Annotated in this window: 15 protein-coding genes; all 15 read right to left on the bottom strand. The window is 67.6% G+C overall.

The annotated features are described in order from the left end of the window. Positions 1-60: 60 nt before the first annotated feature. On the bottom strand, positions 61-864 hold the full coding sequence (locus ACTG4X_RS04385; protein WP_097200374.1) for a PP2C family protein-serine/threonine phosphatase: 804 nt from the start codon (positions 862-864) through the stop codon (positions 61-63). A gap of 40 nt (positions 865-904) precedes the next feature. Further along, positions 905-2,596, bottom strand: coding sequence for a type VI secretion system-associated FHA domain protein TagH (tagH, locus tag ACTG4X_RS04380; protein ID WP_097200375.1), 1,692 nt, complete (start codon positions 2,594-2,596; stop codon positions 905-907). Positions 2,597-2,684: 88 nt separating this feature from the next. Further along, positions 2,685-3,944, bottom strand: coding sequence for a TIGR02270 family protein (locus tag ACTG4X_RS04375; RefSeq protein WP_440533293.1), 1,260 nt, complete (start codon positions 3,942-3,944; stop codon positions 2,685-2,687). 11 nt (positions 3,945-3,955) lie between these two features. After that, positions 3,956-4,666, bottom strand: a complete 711-nt coding sequence (locus ACTG4X_RS04370) for a hypothetical protein (RefSeq protein ID WP_097200377.1) — start codon at positions 4,664-4,666, stop codon at positions 3,956-3,958. Then, positions 4,638-5,546 carry a type VI immunity family protein gene (locus tag ACTG4X_RS04365; protein ID WP_440533292.1) on the bottom strand — a complete coding sequence of 303 codons (909 nt, stop codon included), beginning with the start codon at positions 5,544-5,546 and terminating at the stop codon, positions 4,638-4,640. Before ACTG4X_RS04365 ends, ACTG4X_RS04370 begins: the two co-directional genes overlap by 29 nt. An 11-nt stretch (positions 5,547-5,557) precedes the next feature. Then, complete coding sequence (locus ACTG4X_RS04360; protein WP_097200379.1) at positions 5,558-6,487, bottom strand: DUF4150 domain-containing protein; 930 nt, start codon at positions 6,485-6,487, stop codon at positions 5,558-5,560. Between the two features lie 3 nt (positions 6,488-6,490). Further along, positions 6,491-7,558 (bottom strand): beta-ketoacyl synthase, encoded by a 1,068-nt coding sequence (locus tag ACTG4X_RS04355; RefSeq protein ID WP_097200380.1) that lies wholly within the window; start codon positions 7,556-7,558, stop codon positions 6,491-6,493. 2 nt (positions 7,559-7,560) lie between these two features. Continuing rightward, positions 7,561-8,613 carry a DUF2169 family type VI secretion system accessory protein gene (locus ACTG4X_RS04350; RefSeq protein WP_097200381.1) on the bottom strand — a complete coding sequence of 351 codons (1,053 nt, stop codon included), beginning with the start codon at positions 8,611-8,613 and terminating at the stop codon, positions 7,561-7,563. 17 nt (positions 8,614-8,630) lie between these two features. Further along, positions 8,631-9,107: a DUF6484 domain-containing protein gene (locus ACTG4X_RS04345; RefSeq protein ID WP_097200382.1), complete on the bottom strand. Its 477-nt coding sequence runs from the start codon at positions 9,105-9,107 to the stop codon at positions 8,631-8,633. 3 nt (positions 9,108-9,110) lie between these two features. Beyond that, complete coding sequence (locus tag ACTG4X_RS04340) at positions 9,111-11,456, bottom strand: type VI secretion system Vgr family protein (RefSeq protein WP_440533291.1); 2,346 nt, start codon at positions 11,454-11,456, stop codon at positions 9,111-9,113. 73 nt (positions 11,457-11,529) lie between these two features. After that, positions 11,530-11,925: a DUF4150 domain-containing protein gene (locus ACTG4X_RS04335; protein ID WP_093058752.1), complete on the bottom strand. Its 396-nt coding sequence runs from the start codon at positions 11,923-11,925 to the stop codon at positions 11,530-11,532. 21 nt (positions 11,926-11,946) lie between these two features. Continuing rightward, the gene (locus tag ACTG4X_RS04330) at positions 11,947-12,561 is read right to left on the bottom strand and encodes a DUF3540 domain-containing protein (protein WP_440533290.1); all 615 of its coding nucleotides are present in this window, start codon (positions 12,559-12,561) and stop codon (positions 11,947-11,949) included. Between the two features lie 51 nt (positions 12,562-12,612). Further along, complete coding sequence (locus ACTG4X_RS04325) at positions 12,613-13,665, bottom strand: pentapeptide repeat-containing protein (RefSeq protein ID WP_440533289.1); 1,053 nt, start codon at positions 13,663-13,665, stop codon at positions 12,613-12,615. After that, positions 13,662-16,259 (bottom strand): DUF2169 family type VI secretion system accessory protein, encoded by a 2,598-nt coding sequence (locus ACTG4X_RS04320; protein WP_097200386.1) that lies wholly within the window; start codon positions 16,257-16,259, stop codon positions 13,662-13,664. The genes ACTG4X_RS04325 and ACTG4X_RS04320 overlap by 4 nt, the downstream gene beginning before the upstream one ends. A gap of 12 nt (positions 16,260-16,271) precedes the next feature. Then, entirely contained in the window at positions 16,272-19,079 is a 2,808-nt protein-coding gene (locus ACTG4X_RS04315) for a type VI secretion system Vgr family protein (RefSeq protein ID WP_440533288.1), read from the bottom strand. Between the last annotated feature and the right edge of the window lie 152 nt (positions 19,080-19,231).

The raw sequence follows: 19,231 nt of genomic DNA, 5'->3' as shown, positions 1-19,231 counted from the left end.
CGATGGACGGGCGTTTTTCTTTTGGGGCTGGCTGCGCCGCCTTCGCTCGAGCGGAAGCGCTCAAGGGTTCGTCGCGTCAGTCGAGGCGGCGATTTCGGGCATGAGCCGCGTCGCGTCGTCCTCGTCGTCCTCGATCACCCACAGCGTGAGCGCCGTGTAGTTGTCGTACCCCGGCTTGGCATTCGCCTTGACCTGCGCGTCGATCAGCTCGGTCCACTGGCTGGGTGTGCGGGAGGCATGCAGCGTGTCTATCAGGCACTCGTCGCCCAGCGGCTCCCACACGCCGTCGCTGCACAGCAGCAGCACGTCGCCGGGCAAGAGGCGCATGCGGTCCGACACCGCGATGTCGGGCGCCTCCTCGACCGAGCCCAGCGCCGACAGCAGCATGTTGCGCTGCGGATGCAGCCGCGCGCCCTCTTCGTCGAGCATGCCGCCGGCCACCATCTGCTGCACCAGGCTGTGATCGGTGGTGCGCGCCACGATGGCGCCGCCACGGAACAGGTAGGCCCGGCTGTCGCCGCTGTGCACCCAAGCCAGAGCCTGGCTTTCGAGGTCGATGGCCGCGAACACGATGGTCGAGCGCATGCCCGCGAGCTTGCCGCCCTCGGCCTGGCGCGCCACCACGTCGAGGTTGGCCTGCTCCACCAGCCGGCGCAGCGTGGCCTCGTCGAGCCCCGGCGCGGCCGAGAAGCCGCCGAGCATGCTGCCGCGCGCAGTGGCCGCCGCCACGTCGCCCCCGCCATGGCCGCCCGCGCCGTCGGCCACCAGGCAGGCGACATAGCGCTCGTCGTGCCAATGGCCGTGCACGTCCTCGTTGTAGGTGCGGCCTCCCTGCCGGGAGAGCGTGACGATTTCGATTTCCAAGCGGGGTGCCTCGCGGGTGCTGGGGTTGTTCTGGTTTTCTTCAGGCGTCGGACTTCAGGCGCGCCATCTGCTCTTCATAGGCCTCGAGGAAGGCCTTGCCGAAGAGGCTGTGGAAATCGTCCTCCGCCTCGTTCGCGATGCCGCCATAGAGCGACACGAACTGGTCCCAGAGCTTGGCCTTGCGGTTGGCGCTGAAGAGCGCGTCGAGCGCCGACTTCGCGCTGATCTTCTTCTCCAGCTCCGCCGGCTCGAAGCGCCCGATGACATGGGCCAGCGCCGCGCGCATGCCCACCATCACGCCGAATTGATGCGCGCGCAGGTCGTTGAAGGCATCGCGCATCGCCGCCTCGGGCGGCATGAAGCCGCGCACGCCGGGGCCCAGCAGATGGGCCAGCGCCACCTCGACCGTGGGCGAGAACTTCAGCGGGTTGTTGGCCTGCGCCGCGATCATCGTGACCTCGGCGCGCACCTCGCGCTTGAACTCCTGGCGCGTGAGCAGCAGCTGCAGCGTGCCCTCGGTGGCGCTGCGCAGCATCGAGCCGATGCGCTCCATCAGGCCCGGCGTGAGCATCTCGGGCGGCTGGTGCGTGCTGGCCAGGCCGCGCAAAAAGGCGGCGAGCAGCTCGTCGTCGGTGGCGATGCGCTCGGGTGGCGGCGTTGCTGTGCGCCTGGCTGGTGGCACAGGCGCGATGTCGATGGGCGGCGGCAGCGACTCGGCGGGCCTGCCGGAACTCTCGGGCCCGCTGATGCGTATCGGCTGGCCGGTGATGTCGTCGAACTGCGCCAGCGGTTGCACGGGCACCGGCGCAGCCACCTGAGGCGGTGCAGGCGGGGGGGGCGGCGGTGGTGGCGGCTCGACGGCCTTCGGCGGCGTGAAGCCGAACTGGTCGATCGGCAGATGGTCGGAGCGCGGCGTGGGCGTACGCGGCGCCGCGTGCTGCAGCGCGGCCAGCGGATCGGCTTCGGAAGCGGTATTGGGCTGCAGCAGCGGATCGGCCAGCGGCGACAGCGCGAGCGGATCGCCGCCGATGCCGCCGCCACTATTGCCCATGCCGCCGAACAGCTCGTCGATGCCCGCGGCTTTGCCATGCGCGGGCGGCGCGCCGAGGTCGGAGAAATCGTCGAGCGCGCCAAGCCCGGCCGCCGGCGTCGACGACGGCGTGGGCCCCAGCAGGTTCGCGAAAGGATCGATCTGCGCGGCTTGCACGTTGCGCGAGCCGCTTTCCATCGGGTCGGGGAACAGCAGCGAATCAGGCAGTGCCGTGGCGGGGGTTGGGGCGGGCGCTGCCGCTGGTGCGGCCGGCGGCGCGAGGCCCGCCAGCAGGTCGGCAAAGGGGTCGTCGCTCGAAGGTGCGGCTGGCGCGGCCATGGCAGCCCCTCCAAGCACCGTGTTCGGGATGGCCAGCGACGGCGGTGCGGCGGCCGTCACGCGCACCGTGAGCTCGAAGCTGCCCACCACCAGCCGCGCACCATCGGTCAGCGCGGCCTCCTTGCCCGAGCCCAGCGACACGCCGTTGCACTGCATCGGGTTGCTGCCCCGGTCGATGACGAAGTACTGCCCGTCACGGCACAGCACCTGCGCATGCACGCGCGAGACCGTGCGGTCCGGGTCGTCCAGCACCAGCGTGTTGGTGTCGGCCCGCCCGATGGTTCCGCCATTGGGTCCGAAGTCCGCGGCAATGGCCTGCCCCGCCGGAGCGCCTTGCCGGGTGATGACAGCGATATGGATCATGAATCGGCCCCCGAAGGCTCTGTGCCTGAATGCGCCCGAACAAACTCGCAAGGAGTATTCATTCCGTGGGGCATGTTGGCAATCTCGCCTAAAGAGGTATGCCATCGCCAAGCCAGCGCTGCTGCCGCCACGCCGGCGCGCTGGTTGCGAACAGTGGCGCGCGCGCGTCGAGCAGCGCCAGATGCAGCGCCGCTGCCACGCGCTGACGCTGGAAGCCCTCACGCAGCACACCCGTACAGCTGTCGGGCGAGACCGGCTGCCCCATGAAGAGCCGCACACCAGGGGCAAAGCGTGCACCGTTCTGCTGCCACCACGCACGGATCTTGTCGATGTCGGGCCAGGGCAAGGCGATGTCCTCGGGCAGCTCGACGTTGTCGTCGTCGGGGTCGTCGGTCGGCCCATCCTCAAAGCCGTCGGGCGGCGGAACCTCCATCTGCGCGAGGTTGAAGTCCACGCCCGTGATGGTGACGAAGGCCTCGGCCGCGATACGCGCCGTGGCCGGCTGCGCCATCTGCTCGATGAGCCACGGCACATAGCGCGCGTCGCCAATGAAACCCGAGCCGATGATGCGCAGGCGCTGCGCCTCGGGCAGCGCGACGCTGTCGAGCAGCAGCGCGTGGCCCGGTGCCAGCTCCATCGCCTGCAGCGCGAGCTGGAACGCGCGCGGCTGGCGCAGCCCGCTCTTCAGCGCAAAGGCCGCGAGCGCATCGAGCGCCTGCGCCCGGTCGCCGAGCAACACCGCCGCCCATGCGGCCCAGAAGCGCAGCTCGGGCTTGGCCTCGCCGAGCAGCGATTGGGCCTGCGGCAACAGGTCGGCACGGCCCAACTCGCCGGCCGCGCGCAACGCGCGGATGCGCACGCTGTCTGGAGCGCCCGCAAGCAGCTGCCCGAGCAGCGGGCCCACGTCGCGCCGATGCAGCGCGCAGGCTGCCACGCCGAGCTTCTGCCGCAATGGCGAAGCGTCCTCAAGCAAGGCCTTGACGCGGCCACCAAGATACTTCGGCTCGACCCAGCCCAGCGCGGAGACCAGGCCGGGCACGACCTCGGGCAGGTCCTTGGCGCGCTCGACCAGATCATCGAAGCGGCCATCGACCGCCTCGATGGCGAGCACGGCGGCGACGAAGAAGTCTTCGGGGCCTTCGTTGTCGGTGATCGCCAGTGCATGCTGCCAGCCTTCATCGCCGGCAACGCGCAGGCCGTCGATGTGGGCGGCGAGGCGCTCGTCGAGGTCGGCGAATTGCTGGGGCGAGTAGTTGGGGGCGTGGACTGCGCTGGCGCGCTGGAGCCAGAGGAAGGAGGCTTCGTCGGTGTGCTCGGCGACAACGGAAGACAGCGTGTCGAAGTCCATGGGGCGAGTTCCTACTCGAAGTGCAGCCGCACGATGGGCAGTGTCTCGTGCCAGGCGCAGCACAGATTGACGATCAGATCCCATGCGTCGGCGTCCGCGTTGTCCCAGATCCACTCGTGATAGTGGATCGTGCGCGGGTCGTTGAACATGGCCTGCGCACCGCCGACTTCCATGGGAACGTCAGGATCCAGAGGGTAGGCCAGCGTGAGGGGAGCCCACAACGCCAGGGTGGAGAGCAGCTTCTGGCCCACATCCGGGGGCACCGGATGCGCGAATTCGATCTCCACCAGCAGGGCGTAGTTGCCGCCCATGTCCTCCGGGAACTCGACTTCGAAGGGCGGGGATTCCGGCATCGCCGGACGCACCCCACTGTCGATCAGCAGGTCGAACTCGCGCTGCCCCAGAACGGCACGCGCGGACTGGATGAAGGCTTCGCGGTGGCGCCCATCCGCCAGCATGCCGGCCAGCACGCCCAGGGCCGTCACGGGCAGATCGCCGACGTCCACCCGGCCGTGCACTGACGCACCTGCGACCCAAAGTTCCAGCGGCGCCGAAGGACGCAGCCTTGCGGGGAAGAAGAAGCCAGCGCCGATCGCATCGATGAAGCTGCGAAGCCGCCGCTCCACCACCTCGATCGCACCTGCGGGACCCCGCGCCGGTGTCACCTCCAGCAGGAGCAGGCCGCTGTAGCGCTCAGACGAAGAAACGTCGAAACCACTCATAGGCGTCGTCTCCCTGCATGCCATCGACCGCGACCTCGTCGAGTGCGTCGTCGGGCGCCACGACGGGCGCCACCATGCGGCCGACGGCGTGGTAGACGGGCAGGGGGTCCCGCCGATTCACATCCCCCAGTGCCGGCGCCTCTCCGGCGCGCAACATCGCCCCGCCCGGGCTCAGCGGCAGCACGCTCACTTCCGCGGGTGCGTTCTGCGCCAACGCCTCGCCCCCCCCCAGCGCGGCCGTCAATCCGGGGCCGAGCAGGGTCAACCAGCTCACCACAGCCAGGCCCATCTCGGAGGCATTCGCGATAGACAGCGGCTTGCCATAGCCGAGGCCCGGATGGCGTCGCAACAAAGGGGCGGCCCAGTCGCAGATCGCCTGGTCCACCGAAGGGTCGCGGTCCCAAAGCAGCGAGTAGCCGCAATAGCCGCTCGCCAACGGAAACTCGGCGAGCGCATCCTGGGCCAGCCGCACCACCTGGTCCGGGCTGTCGCCCGATTCGACGGGCAGGATCATTCGGAACACATAGCGCTGGGGTTCGAAGTTGCCCATCAACGATATGTCGAGCGCCGGCGCGGCGATGTCGCGCGCAGTGGCGCCCGCATGCGCCTCGAATCCCAGCACCTTGGTCGCCAACAACGCGGGGTCGGAAAACCAGTGGCGCGGTCCCTCGAGTGCCTGGGGATCGAAAGGACGGAAGCGCTTCATGTCGCCCGTGCGATAGACCGAGAGGCGATCACCAAACGCCTCGCAGAAGACGCGCAGGAATCTCGCGAACCCGGCGCCGTCGGCGGGAACTCCGAACGAAAAGGCGACGAGCTCAAGACAAGGCACCGCCGCCACGCGCTTGTCGAATTTCAGGGTGAACTTCTCGGCATCCATCTGACGTCCTTTCAAGTGCACAGACAGTCGGGAGGGGGTTTTGCATTGGGATCGGTGCCGACGGTCATGGTAGTCACTTTGTCCTTCTGCGATTTCGGCATCGAGTCCATCAGAGACTGCTGATTCTTGGTGAGCGTGTCTTTCGGAAACTTGACCTCGACGAAATGCTTGATGTCCTTGACCCCCAGCGACTTCAATCCGGGGGTGACGCCGGCTGCGGTGATGACGATGTCCCACTTGACGAAGGCACGGCCATTGGCGACCTTGGAACCCCATTTGCCGATGAGGTCCTTGCCCGCCTGCCCGACCTCCGTGAGCAGCCCCGGATTCTTGGTCCCGCGCTTGCGCGGGTCCAGCAGGTTGCGCATCTCGTTCTGGAACTTGCTGGTCGAGGGCTTCTGCTTCTTCTTGTTCTGCTTGGCCTTCTTCTTGCTCTTGTTGTCGCCCTTCTTCTTCTTTTCCATCGCCTTGCAGGCGGCTTCGCAGAGCTTCTGCGCCAGGGCTTGGTCCCCGTCCAGCTTATCGATCAGCGGCTGCTGAGCCACTCCACCCAGATTCGCCGCGTTCTCCGAGTTATGGAACATCTTGTCCGTGAGCCGGGCCGTGTTCTTGCCGTCCATCTTCACGTCGAAGGAGTAGAGGATCCAGGTTGCCTCCTTCATGAAGGTACTGGACTTCACGCCCCCTGCCACACCTGCGTTGTCACCGTTGGAAATGGCGAACTTCGAACCCTTGTTCGCGGCCATCGCCTTGTCGCCTTTGACGGTGCTGGTGCCGCTCGACAGCGTGATCGAGTTGGCGATGTTTGGATAGGGGACCGGCACGGGACCACCGGGGCTCGGCGTCTTGCACACGTCGGGGATGGTCGCGGTGCTGATGCCGATGCTGAACTTGTGGACCAGCGTGAGACTGGTGCCGTTGACCCTGATGGTGAGCGGCATGACTCAGCCTCCCATCGGTTCAGCGCAGCGCACCAGCACCGCCCCGCGTTCGCCAGACTCGGAACTGCCCCATACCATCGACAGCGGCCCCTTGGCGTAGCGCTTGCGATTGGCGATGACAGCCAGCGCCATGTGCAGCGGCGAACCCGCCGCACCCACGTCACCCCAGCAATCGGCTGGCGCGATGAAATCCGACGCTGCGCGAAAGTGTTCTCCGTTGCGCAGCGTGGCAAAGCCGAACTCGTCGGCCCGGTAGGGCTCCCCGTTGAGATCGCAGAACACGTTGTGCACTTGCTCGCCAGGCGCGAGGGCCCGCAGCGCGGAGCGGAAGGCCTGGGCCAAGCCCTCGCCGATGCACACCGCGTCCGTCTTGATGAGCTTGGACTCCATGCCGATGCCAACCGACACCAGTTCACCCAGCGGCACGATGCCGCTCAGCTGAGCCAGACGGGGCGTGCCAAGCAGCACCGCGCCAGCGGCCTCGCCGGGGATGAAGCCCCAGGCATTGTTGAGCGGGCCACCGCCGTGGAGTTGATCGCAGGCTTCGACCCATTCGAGCGTCTCGGGTGCGAGATATGAATCTGTGCCCGCCACCACACATGCATCGAAGGCATCACGCGCACAACCAGCCTCGGCGGCGGCCACGGCCATGTGGCCTGCTGCATGGCCGACTTCGAAGCGCGCGATGCGGGTGAATCGATCACCCATGCGCTCCCGTATGACCTCCAACACGTCATCGGCCAAGCCATCAGGCTGCCCGGGGCGCGGCGGCGGCAGCGCCAGTGCAAGGCCGATGCGCGGCGACACGTTTCCGTCAAGATCCGTCAACGGTGCCAACGCCTCCTCGATGGCCGGCAGCAGCAGCGCGCCCAGGCGCGCAGCACCGTCGAGGCCCACGTCGAGCCAGGGCGCTCGCGCGATACGCATCGCCTCGCCGGCCGTGTCGACCATGTACGGGTGCTCGGAGAAGCCACACACGCCAGCGCGCGCAGCCGCGGCGCTGGCCCACACATTGCGTCCTATCGGCGTGCTGGCGCCGAGCCCGAGGATCTGCAATGCGTTGCCGGCCATGCTCAGGCCTCTACCGCCTGCTCGGGCACGGTCTCGCCCAGGCGCAGTAGCCGTTTCTCGACGATGCGCGTCTTCAGCAGCTTATGAACCTTGGGATGGCAAGGCAACGCGCTGTGCCAGACCAACGAAACGCGCATCACTGCCGGCTCGAGGATCACCGTGTGCAACTGCGGTCGCTCATGCAGCACCTGCGTGCCGTCGGAGAAGAAGGTTTCGAAGCCCAGCAGCACACGCGGCAGCGCGAAGCGGATCTGCGGCTGCGGTGCCAGATGCACCATCAGCACCGGCTCGTCGCCCACGAGAAACTGCGGCGCCTGCTGATCCCCCGGCGCGCACTGGTAATGCCGGTCATCGAAATCCACCGGCAGCAGCGGCAACCGATCTCGCTGCCACGCTTCGTCATACGTCCCCGCAAACCCCGCGCGCGGCTGCCAGTGATTGCACCGCGGCCCGAACCCCGCAGGCTCCGGTCTGTCGCTCCACGCCCGCACGCATTGATCCGGATACTCGATATTCGGCAGTCGCACACCTTCCGCATGCGCAGCCTCCATCACAAAGCCCGTGCCCACCGGATTGCGCACATCCAACTGCGGCAACGGCGCATCGCGCGTCCACGGATCGACACCGCCGTATGCGCGCTCCCACACCAGCGGCATGATGCTGAAAGGCTCGGGCTCCGATGGTGCGCCGCCGAGCCACACGCGGTCGCCGGTCACGCGCAGCCGCTTGGCGATCGGACCGATGCGCAGGCCCACGTCGAGCTGCGTCACAGGCACTCCACCGGGCGCATGCGCATTGCCGATCAACAGCACGTCGGTCGTCAGCTTGGTGCGAACCAGGTCCATCTCGTAGAGCAGGCTGGGCTGCGGCGCGGCCTCGTCGACGAAGACGGGCGCCTGCGCGACAGGTGGTTGTTCGGGGGCAACGCTCGTCTCGCCTTCGGGCGAAATATCGAAGCTGCACTTCACCGCCACGAGCCAGATCTCCGCCCCGTCACGGTCGCGCACCCAGGTGCGTTCGGCGGCATAGGGTGTGCGGTTTTCGAGCTGCCACATGGCGTGTGCCTCGTTCGTCAGTTGATGCCCACGTAGGCACCCTTGACGCGGTTCGCACCGCGCGAGCGCGTGAGCACGTAGTTGCCGTTGATCAGCACCTTGCCCGCGCGCGTGAGCACGATGCTGGCCTCACCGCAACGCAGCTCGATGCGCTCGCGCGCCTGCAGCACGACGCGCTCGCCATCCACGCGCGCATCAAGTGCCGATGCCGTCTCGGTGCGCAGCGGCTGCACACGTCCGACGATGACCGGGTGCCGCACCTCGCCCTGCTCGAAGGCCACGACGATCGCCGCGCCTGCATCACCAGGCGCCAGGCCCACTGTCGAGAGCGCCTGCACCGGCGTCATGCCATCGCCCAGCGTGACCAGGAAGCGCCCCTCGGCATCGAAGCCGGCAAAGGCGGCCACCGCCACGCCCTGGCCCGACAGCTTCGACCAGGCCGCCACGCTGTGCAGCACGCTGCGCGCGCTCTGGAGATCGGTGTGGTCTTCCACGGCTCAGTCCTCCCCCAGGTTGGAGCCCTTGATCTTGATCGAGCCGCCAGCCTTGAACGACGCGCTGCCGTCAGCCTTGATGGTGATCTTGGCGCCCTTGATGGTGATGCCGCTGGCGTTCATGACGATCTTGCTGCCGCCCGCCTTGAGCATGATGGTGGGCGCCTCGACCATGCAGATCGCGCCCGCCTTGATCTTGATCGGCCCCTTCGATGTCTCGGCGATCACCGCGGCCGACAGCTTGTGCGGACCGCCCACGGAGATCGACTGCAGCGCGCCCACGCTCACCTTTTGCACGCCGCCCACGCTCACCATCTGCGCGCCGCCAACGCTCACGGTCTGCACGCCGCCCACGTTGATGGCCTCGCCCGCGCCAACGCTGTGCATGCGGCCTGCGCCCACGGTGTGCGCCTCGGCCACAGAAATGGTGGTGGTCTGCATGCCATTCACGGTATGACTGCGCCCGCCGTTGACGGTCACGGTCTCGCCGCCGTTCACGGTCTCGGTGCGATGGCCTGTGATGGTGATGGTCTCGGTGCCGCCCACGGTCTCGCCGCGGTTGGAGCCTATCGAGATGGTCTGGTTGACGCCCACGTGCTGCGTCTGGTTGTTACCCACGCTCTCCGAGTCATCCACGTCGATCGTGTCGGTGCGGCTGTTGTGCACGGTGGTCGTCTGGTTGTTCTCGACCGTGGTGTTCATGTCGTATTGGCCGTGGATGGTCACCTTCTCCTTGCCGGCGGTGTCGTCCATCGACAGTTCGTTGTAGCCCTTGCCCTTGTGCGTGTTCGACTTGATGCCACTCACCACGGCGCCGGCCGGCAGGCCAAAGGGCGCCATCGATTCGCCGTTGTAGAAGCGGCCGACGATGATGGGCTGGTCGGGGTCGCCATCCAGAAAATCGACGATCACTTCCTGGCCGATGCGCGGGATGCTGATCGCTCCCCAGCTCTTGCCGGCCCAGGGGTGCGACACGCGCACCCAGCATGAGCTGTTCTCGTCGTTCTTGCCGTAGCGGTCCCAATGGAACTGCACCTTCACGCGGCCGTGCTCCTCGGTCCAGATCTGCTCACCGCTGCGGCCCGTGACGATGGCGCTCTGCGGGCCGGGCATGGTGACGCGCGGCGTCAGGCGCGGCGGGCGCCAGGGCGTGTTCAGCGGAATCACCGTGAGCAAAAAACTGCTGCTCGCGCGCTGGCCGGTACTCAGCGCCGGCGTCTCGGCGATCAGGTCGCCCACCAGTTCGCCCAGTCCGGTGTTGACGGGGTCGTCGGCCAGCGCGTCGTGCAGCACGACGTCGATCGAACGCTGGCTCTCGGGAAAGTTCGCGCCCTCGTAGCCGGGATGGCTCGCGACGAAGGTGCAGGCCGCGATCAGGTAGTCACCGTCGCGCTTGCCGTCGGGGTCGCCCTTGAACGCGAAGCTGCGCCCGGCCGTCACGTCGGGCCAGCTGGTCAATGCCCAATGGCGCTGCCGCCGGCCGATCAGCTCGTCGAGCCGCAGCTGCGCGAGGTTGTCGGTGTCGTCCCCCGACTGATAGCCGCCCGGGAACTCGAACACTTCCAGGTCCGACAGCTCGTGCGTGTCGGGATCGCCCTTGTCGGCGCGCAGCTGCTTGCTGATGACCTTGAAGTCCCGGTCACGCGACGCGAACTTGCCCGATTCGAACTGGCGCGAGCTGATCCAGCGCGTGATCTCGTTGAAGCGCCCTTCCGACGCACCGCGCTCTGCATGGTTCAGCGTGTCGGCAACGGGCAGTTTCTCGTGTGCCAGCGTGCTGCTGTCCGACAGGTACAGGGTGCCGGGCGCGTCGTGCGCGTCGAACCAATAGTAGATGCCCTCTTCTTCCAGAAGGCGCGAAAGAAACTGGTAGTCGCTCTCCCGGTATTGCACGCAGTACACGTGGGGCTCATGGGGGCCGACCACGCCGCCCGCCTTGAGCTTCTTGAGACTGCCGATGGGGCTGTCGTCGAGCACGGCATCGATCACACCCAGCACCGGCTTGTTCTGCAGGATGCGTGCGTTGACGCGCTTGCTCAGCAGCCAGAACCACGAGCGCAGGCTGATGCGGTATTCGAGGAAGCGCCCGCTCTGTGCCACGCGCGTGAAGCGCACGGCATGCCCCTGGCAATGCCGCTTGTGGGCGTCGCCGTCGGCATCGGCGAATTCGATCACGACGTCGAAGGAGCGGCCCAGCACGTCCGCGGCGTCGATGCTCTCGTTGTCAGTCAACACCGTGAGTTCGTAGGCCGAGGGGCGCGCCAGCACCTCGTGGCCCACGATGCGCCAGAACATGAGCTTGTCGACTATGGGCGAATCGCCCTGGATGCTGAACTTGTGATCGGCCATGCTTCCCGTCCCTTTTTTTGCGTTCCCCTCCCTCGCGAGCCGCACCGCCGTGCGGCCGCGCAGCCACCTCCGCCTACGGCGCCAGCAACAGCACCAGCGGCTGGCTCGGCACCGTGCGCACACCGGGGCAATTGGTGCTGTTCTGCAGCGACGTGCTGGTAAGCCGCGACGCGGGCATGCCCATCCACAGCACCGTGAAGGCGCCGGTGAGATGGCGGCTCGGCCCCATCACCGTGCCCGAGGCCACGCCCAGCATCACGCCCGGGTTGTCGCCGTTGGTCATGGGAATGGTGGTGCCGAGGTTGTGCGCCGGCCCGCCCATGATGAGGATCGTGGGGCAGTTCGGAATCGCCATCGGCCCCATCGCGATGTTCGGATACGGCACCGGAATGGGCGACGGCGCAGCGGGCGTGATGCAGACATCGGGAAAGCCCATGTCGGTGCCCATCAGCTGGCAGTTGGCGAACATTTCCTGTTCTCCCTTTTCGCTTCAGCCGAAGTGGATCTGCGCGCCGCGCGCCTTGATGAGCTCGCGGCCGTTCACCAGCGTGTGCTCGCCTTCGAGCCGCAGCAGCTGCTTCGCCTCGCACTCCAGATGAGTGGCCGCCACGCGGTCGATGCCGTCGGTGGTGCGCAGGTAGTGTTTGCTGAAGTGCTGCACGCGGTCCATCACCGAGGACAGCACCGAGCCGACCAGCTTGATGCCGGTGCCAACCACGGTGAGCTGGCGGCCGACGACGTCGGCGGTGTCGGTGGCCAGGCGGGTGCGCTGGCTGGCCACGTCGAGCTCTTCGGCCGCGAGTTCGAGCCGGCCGCCCTCCACGGCAATGCGCATGTTGTTGCCTTCGCAGCTGACGACGTTGGCAGTGCCTTCCTCGCGTTGCAGCACGGCCATGACCCAGACCTCGTCGGGCGCGATGCGCAGGCAAGCAACGCTGTCGCCGGCGACAGGCTCGAGCAGGCAGCTCGCCGCGCGCCGCGTGCGAAGCCGCAGGCCGCCACTGTCGACGACGAGCGCCCCGACCTCGTCGAGGCCGAGCACGCCGACGCACCACTGGCCAGTGATGGCCTGGGCGGGCGCTGGTTTCAGGCTGCTTGTCTTCATGGTGTGTTCCTCCGTTGCTTGGCTTCGATGTGGTGTGGCTGCGATGTGGCGTCATGCGACCAGCGGCTGCCAGCGCTCGGATTTCTCCAGCTCCGGGTCGCTCTCGATGGCGCGTGCGCGGTCGGTCATCTGCGCGTCTTCCGTATTGGCGCCATGCAGCACGGTGCGCATCAGCGTGGCGTGGCGCAGGTCGGCGGTGCCCAGGTCGGCATGGCGGAAATCGGCATAGGTGAGTTCAGCGCCCGTGAAGTTGGCGCCGCGCAGCTTCGCGCCCGCGAAGTGCGTCTGGTACAGGTCGCAGCCCGAGAAGTTGGCCTGCGGCAGAACGGCCCCGGTGAACAGCGCCTGCCTCAGCTTCGCGCCGGAGAAGTCGCACCCCGTGCCGTCCGCCTCGCAGAAGATCGACGAGGGCGCCACCGCCTTCGCGAACTTCGCGCCGTCGAGCCGCGCGCCCTGGAAGTTGCACTGCCGCAGCACGATGCCGCTGAAGTCCGCGCCACCCAGGTCGGTGGACGAGAACTGGCAACCCTCCAGCTCCAGCCCCGCGAACGACATGCCTTTCAGCGAGGTCTTGAAGAACACGTTGCGCAGCATGCGCGCCCCGGTCCACGTGAGGTGCGACAGGTCGCACTCGTTCACCGCGGTGTAGTGCCAGCTGGTGTCGTCGGCGCACACGTCCAGCAGCACCGACTGGCTGAACACCGCCGAGTCGAGCTGCGCGCCGCGCAGCACCGCATGGTCGAGCCGGCACTTCGCGACGGTGGCCATGGTGAGCATGGTGCCGGCCAGCTGCGCGTGCGTCAGGTCGCTTTCGGTGAACACCGCACCGTGCAGGTTGGCCTCGCGCAGATCGACGTGGTCGAGCAGGCAGCGATTGAACACAGCCTTGCGAAGGTTAGCGCCCGAGACGAGCGCGCCGCGCAGGTCGCACTGGTCGAACACGGTCTCGCGCAAGTCTGCTGCGCGCAGGTCGGCTTCGGCGAAGTTGACCTTGGAGAACACGCCGCCGCCCAGCGGCAGTCTCGCGAACTGGCCCTTGCGCAGGTCGAGGCCTTCCAGCGTCTCTCCGACGCCAACGGCAATGGCGAGCAATTGCGGTGTCATGCTGCAGCCTGCTGTTCAGGAGTGAGCCTGGGCCACGTGCGCGCACGCTGGAGCAACGCGCCGTCGAAGCTGGTCGATCCGTCGAGCCGCACGCGGCTCAGGTCGGCACCGAAGAGGTTGCTGCGCCGCAGGTCGGCACCGCGCAGGTCGGCCGACTGGAACACCGCGTCGCTGAAGTTCACGCCCGACAGCAGCGCTCCGGTGCAGATGGCCTTGCGCATCAGTGCGCCCTTGGCGCTGGCCAGCCGCAGGTCGGCCCCCTCGAGCCGCGCATCGCAGAGGTTGGCGCCGTCGAGCACGGAACGCACCAGCTTCGCACCGCGCAGGTTCGAAGCGCCGAAGTTGAAGTCGCGCAGGTCGGCCAGGCCCATCTCGGCATCGGCGAGGCTGGTGCCCTTCACGGCCACGGCGCCGGCGCACTTCGCGCCCATGAGCCGGGCGGCGTCGAGCTTGCAGGTGACGAAGGTGACGGCTGCGAGCGTGGCGTCGTGCATGTCCACGCCCGTGAGGTCGCATTCGATGAAGTTGCAGGCCGACAGGTCGGCCTCGGGCCAGCGCATGCCCTTCAGGTCGAGCCTGTGAAAGACCTGGCCCGCGAGCATTGCACCGGTCCAGTCCGCCTCGCCCCAGGTGGTTTCGAGCAGCTGGGCCTTCGTGAAGTTGGCGCGCCGCATCTGCGTGCCGCCGAAGGCGCAGTGCATGAGCATGGCCTGCGAGAAATCGCAGCCGTCGAACACGGCGCGCGCGAGCCGCGCCTTGCCGAGGTTGGCCTCGCGAAAGCTGGCACCGATGGCAATGGCGCCTTCGAGGTTCGCATGCGCGAGCACCGCCCCCGCGAAAGTGGCGCCCGAGAGATTGGCATTGCTGAAGTTGGTGCTCTCCAGCCATGCGCCTTCGAAGTTCACCTCGCGCAGGTCGAGGCCAGAAAAGTCGGCGCCCGTGAAGTCGGCGCGCGAAAACAGCTTGATGCCGGCCGCGATGGCGCGCGTCATCTCCGCACGCAATACCGCTGCGGCATCGGCCGGCATCGCAAAGGCCGGCGGCTGCACATGCGCGGACTGCAGGTAGCCCTTGCGCTGCACTTCCTCGAGTTCGCAGAGCTTGGGGAACATCGGCGTCAGGTCGACCTTGCGGGTGCTGCCCGCCGCCTGCGCCTGCATCTCGGCCAGATGCTTCTCGGCGTTGTAGAGCGGCGGCCCGCGGTGCTGCACCTTGGCGAGGTCGATGCGGTTCTGCTCCGCCGCTTCCAGCGCCTTCTCGAGCACGGTCAAGGCGTCTTCGACGGCGGCCCAGCCCTGCGCGTTGGCCTCCTTCATCTTCTTCTCGAGGTACGGGGGCAGCTCATCGCCCGCCGGCACCTTCTCGCGCGGCGGCATCTTGATGCCGAGCGCGTCGGGGTCCTTGCCCATTTCCACGGCCTTGTCGCGCGCGAACTCGACATCCATCTCCGCTCGGCGGTACTGCGCCTCGCCCTGCAGGCCGTCCATGCCGAACGGCGCCTTGGCGGCTTCCACGTCGGGGTCGAGCGTGCTGATGCCTTCGGGCAGCAGGTCGCTGTCGATGATGGCGTAGACGGGGCCCATCTTCGGGTCTGCGCGCTTCGCGGCGGCCTCAAGGTAATGCGCGTCGCTGCGCGGCTCGCCGGTGCGCTCTACCGCGCCCATCAGGCTGGCCACGTCAGAGCCGTCGTCGGTACCGACCTCGGCCAGCCCCTGGAAGATCGCGATGCAGCGTTCGGCGTGCGGGAAGAACCATACGGTGGTCAGCCGCAACGGCACCTCGCGCACCTTGGGCTCGCTGCTGCCGGCAATCCTGTAGCCGACGAACACGCGCGCGCGCAGGCCCGGCAGGCGGCCTTCGATGCGCGGCTTTTGCGGGTGCATGTTGTCGAAGGCGAAGGGCTCGTCGCCGGCGAGCGGCGCGGCCATCCACTGGTCGGGAGGCGCGAGGTTGAAGTAGCGCCAGTCGGTGTCGGGCGCAAAGCCCGGCGCATGCAGCTTCAGGTAGTCGGCGTCGTAGGTGCCGCGGTACTGCGCGCGCTGCGGATGCATCAGGTCGAGCGCGCCGAAGCCGGCCGCCGCAATGGCCTGGTCGGGCCGCAGCAGGCGGTCTTGCGGCAACTCGGTGTTCGGCAGCCACAGGACGCCGTCGCGTGCCTGCCGGCCCCGTCCTTGCGGGTTCTGCGCGAAATCGGCGCCGCCGTATGCGGCAGCCCAGTCGAGCGGCAGCGACTCGAAGGGCTGCGGCGCGGTGGCGCGCGTGCCCTCCCAGTGCCGCTCTCCGAAGACGAGCAGCGTCTTCTCGCACGCACCGAAGCGCGCGCGCACCGCGCAGGCATCGGGCCGGTCGGTCGGCGCGAAGGCCTTGCCGTGCACCAGGAACTCGGGCGTGAGCTTGGCGACGCCTTCGTCGATCAGCGGCTGCGCCATTTCCTTCGCAAGAAAAGACCACATCGACTGCTCGGCCCACAGCGTGCCGCGCTCGCCCTGCGCGAACGGCAGGTGCAGGTACGCGCTGACGCTGAGTCCGAACCGCTTGCGGAACTCGATGGGCCGCGTCGAGAGGCCGAGCGCCTGGGGCTTGAGGACTTGCATTCGGCGCCCCGGCTAGTCGTCTTCGGGCTCGCGCTCTGCGGGCGGCCGGGCCGAGCCGTCGGGCTCGACGGCGTTGTTGACCTTGCCAAGATCGGCGGTGCCGCTGGGGTCGCTGGTAAAGACCTCCGCGATCGGCAACCCCAGCCCCATGATCGGCACCAGGCCGAGGATGGCGTCGAAGCGCCGGTTGCTGGCCTTGCCCGCCAGCGACCGAAGCCGGTCTTCCAGGCTGTGCAGGCCTTCGGCATGCGCGTCATCGGCCGCCTTGCCCAGGGCCTCGGCCGCATCGGCGTACTGCTTGAGCGTGGCGCCGATGTCGACATAGGCCGAGGCGGCGCCTGCCACGGCGGCCAGGCCGCCAGCCACCGCGGCCGCCCCGGCGCCCGCGCCACCGGCGCCCGGTGTGAAGGTGTGCAGCGCCGATTGCTTGACATCCATCGCCACCGCCGCGATGTCGGGCGCCGCGCAGTTGGTCAGCTTCACGCCCGCCGTGTTCTCGATGTTCACGCCCAGCACGTTGGCCATGGCCAACGCCAGCGCGTTCTCGATGCTCATGCCGATGAAGGTCGAGCGGGTCACGCCCATGTTGGCTTCGCTGTTGGTGCCGATATAGCCGCTCGAGTTGGAGCCCAGCACCGTGGTGTTCGAGCCGATGGAGGTGGCGTTGATGTCGCCCACCGCCATCATCTCGATCTTGGTGTTGCTTATCAGCTTGATCTTGTCGGCCATCAGCCCCAGCGGGCCGCTGGGCACGGTGATGTACTTGGAGTTGGAGCCCGTCACCAGCCAGTCGATGTGGGCGGCCTCGAAGCTCATCTTCGCGGCCTTGTAGGTGACGTTGCCGCTGACGGTGATGGTCTGGTTGCCGGTGACGTTGCGGGTTTCGCCGGCGCGCGAGGTGTCGGTACGCGCGCCGGTCACGTCGCTCAGGCTGGTTCCCGTGACCATGGTCTTGTCGTCGCTGTCGACGAAGGTGGTGCGAGTGCCAACCACCTGGTTGTTCTGCTTGCCCTTGACGGTGTTCTTCTGATCGACCACCACCATGTTGGTGTCGTTGCGCGTGACGGTGCTCTTGCGGTCGCGGTCCACCAGGCTGGTCTGGTCGCGCTTGACGGTGATGGTCTGGTCGCGGTCGATGGTGGTGGAGTCGTCGCGCTCCACGCTGCGGCTCATGTCGAGCTCGGCGTGGATGTTGATGTTCTCCTCGCCCTTCTTGTCCTCGAACATGATCTCGTTGTAGTTCGCAGGGCCGCCGCCGGGCGTGGAGCGGGTCTTGAAGCCGCTCTGCGTGGGCGACTTGTACGGAATGGGCTGCTCGTCGTTGTAGACGCGCCCGACGATGATCGGCCGGTCGGGGTCGCCGTTGAGAAAGTCGACGATCACCTCCTGCCCGATGCGCGGAATGAAGTAGCCGCCCCAGCCCTTGCCGCCCCAGGGCTGCGACACGCGCACCCAGCAGGTCGACTTCTCGTTGCTCTCGTCGTAGCGGTCCCAGTGAAAGTGCACCTTCACACGGCCGTGGTCGTCCACGTGCAGCTCGTCGCCCTTGGGGCCGACGACGATGGCGGTCTGCGGGCCGGGCATGGTCACGCGCGGCGTGAGGCGCGGCGCGCGGAACAGGCGCTCGGCCGGCATCACGGTGAGCAGGAAGATGCTGTTGCCGGTCTGTGCGGCGGCCAGCGCGGGCGTGGCGGCGATGAGCTCTTCGAGAACCGGCAGCGTGTCGGCGTTCACCGCGTCGTCGCGCAGCACGTCGGCCAGCGCGTTGTGCACGGGCCGCGCCGCAGCGCTGGCGCTCACGCCCTCGTAGCCTCGGTGGCTGGCGACGAAGGTGCAGGCAGCAATGACGTAGTCGCCGTTGCGCGTGCCGTCGGGGTCGCCCTCGTACTTGAAGCCGCGCCCGGCAGTGACATCGGGCCACGGCGTCACCGCCCAGTGGCGGTCGCGGCGCGCGTTGAGTTCGTCGCCGCGCAGCTTGGCGCGGGTCTCGGCTTCGTCGCCGGTGAAGTAGCCGCCCGGAAACTCGAACAGCTCCAGATTGGCCAGCTCGTGGTCGTCCGAGGCGTCGATGTCTGCGCCCAGCTTTTTCTTGATGGCCTTGAAGTCGCTGTCGCGCGAGGCATGCTTGCCGGTGTCGAACTGGCGCCCACTGACCCAGCGCGAGATTTCGTTGAAGCGCGGCTCGGCGGCGTTGGTGGCCATGTGGCGCAGGGTGTCGGCAGCGGGCAGCTTGTCGTGCGCCATGTCGCTGGCGTCCGAAAGGTGCATGGTTCCGGGGGCGTCATGCGCGTCGAACCAGTAGTAGATGCCTTCGTCCTCGAGCAGGCGCGAGAGAAACTGGTAGTCGCTTTCCTGGTGCTGCACGCAATAGCGGCGCGGGTTGTGCGTGCCTACGACGTTGTCGGCCTTGGTTTTCTTGAAGCGCTTGATGGGGCTGTCCTCGAACACGGCGTCGAGCACTTCGAGAACTTTCTTTTCTTGCAGGATGCGGGAGTTGGCGCGCTTGGTGAGCAGCCAGAACCACGAGCGCAGGGTGATGCGATATTCGTAGTGCCGTCCCATGTGGCCGGCGCGCACGAAACGCACGGCATGGCCCTGGCAGTGGCGCTCGTGCGTGCCGCCGTCGGCATCCTGGAACTCGATGACCACGTCGAAGGCATGCCCGAGGATGTCCTTGGCCTCGATGGCCTTGTTCTGCGAGATCACCGTAAGCTCGTAGGCCGACGGACGCGCAAGCGCCTCGTGGCCGACGATGCGCCAGAACATCAGGTCGTCCTTCGCGGGTGAATCGCTTTCTATGCGGAACTCGTGGTCGGCCATTTTCTTTTTTCTCAGTTGGGTCGTTCGAGGCGTTCTTGTTCAGGGCGCGTGCACAGGACACCGGGTACTCCCCTCCGCGAATGTCCCCCGCCTTCGGCTCCTCCTTTATTTCGCTGCGGGGAGCACCCGATGCCCTGTGCACAATGAGCGCC

Source organism: Variovorax sp. YR566, from assembly GCF_051992195.1.
Lineage (GTDB): Bacteria > Pseudomonadota > Gammaproteobacteria > Burkholderiales > Burkholderiaceae_C > Variovorax.
Note: the sequence above shows the minus strand (reverse complement) of the source record. Positions and strands in the feature narration are given on the sequence as shown.

Bases quoted from the DNA above. Each gene is read 5' to 3' on its own strand.
- tagH (WP_097200375.1), bottom strand. From the start codon at position 2,596: ATGATCCATATCGCTGTCATCACCCGGCAAGGCGCTCCGGCGGGGCAG.
- ACTG4X_RS04375 (WP_440533293.1), bottom strand. From the start codon at position 3,944: ATGGACTTCGACACGCTGTCTTCCGTTGTCGCCGAGCACACCGACGAA.
- ACTG4X_RS04370 (WP_097200377.1), bottom strand. From the start codon at position 4,666: ATGAGTGGTTTCGACGTTTCTTCGTCTGAGCGCTACAGCGGCCTGCTC.
- ACTG4X_RS04365 (WP_440533292.1), bottom strand. From the start codon at position 5,546: ATGGATGCCGAGAAGTTCACCCTGAAATTCGACAAGCGCGTGGCGGCG.
- ACTG4X_RS04360 (WP_097200379.1), bottom strand. From the start codon at position 6,487: ATGCCGCTCACCATCAGGGTCAACGGCACCAGTCTCACGCTGGTCCAC.
- ACTG4X_RS04355 (WP_097200380.1), bottom strand. From the start codon at position 7,558: ATGGCCGGCAACGCATTGCAGATCCTCGGGCTCGGCGCCAGCACGCCG.
- ACTG4X_RS04350 (WP_097200381.1), bottom strand. From the start codon at position 8,613: ATGTGGCAGCTCGAAAACCGCACACCCTATGCCGCCGAACGCACCTGG.
- ACTG4X_RS04340 (WP_440533291.1), bottom strand. From the start codon at position 11,456: ATGGCCGATCACAAGTTCAGCATCCAGGGCGATTCGCCCATAGTCGAC.
- ACTG4X_RS04335 (WP_093058752.1), bottom strand. From the start codon at position 11,925: ATGTTCGCCAACTGCCAGCTGATGGGCACCGACATGGGCTTTCCCGAT.
- ACTG4X_RS04330 (WP_440533290.1), bottom strand. From the start codon at position 12,561: ATGAAGACAAGCAGCCTGAAACCAGCGCCCGCCCAGGCCATCACTGGC.
- ACTG4X_RS04325 (WP_440533289.1), bottom strand. From the start codon at position 13,665: ATGACACCGCAATTGCTCGCCATTGCCGTTGGCGTCGGAGAGACGCTG.
- ACTG4X_RS04320 (WP_097200386.1), bottom strand. From the start codon at position 16,259: ATGCAAGTCCTCAAGCCCCAGGCGCTCGGCCTCTCGACGCGGCCCATC.
- ACTG4X_RS04315 (WP_440533288.1), bottom strand. From the start codon at position 19,079: ATGGCCGACCACGAGTTCCGCATAGAAAGCGATTCACCCGCGAAGGAC.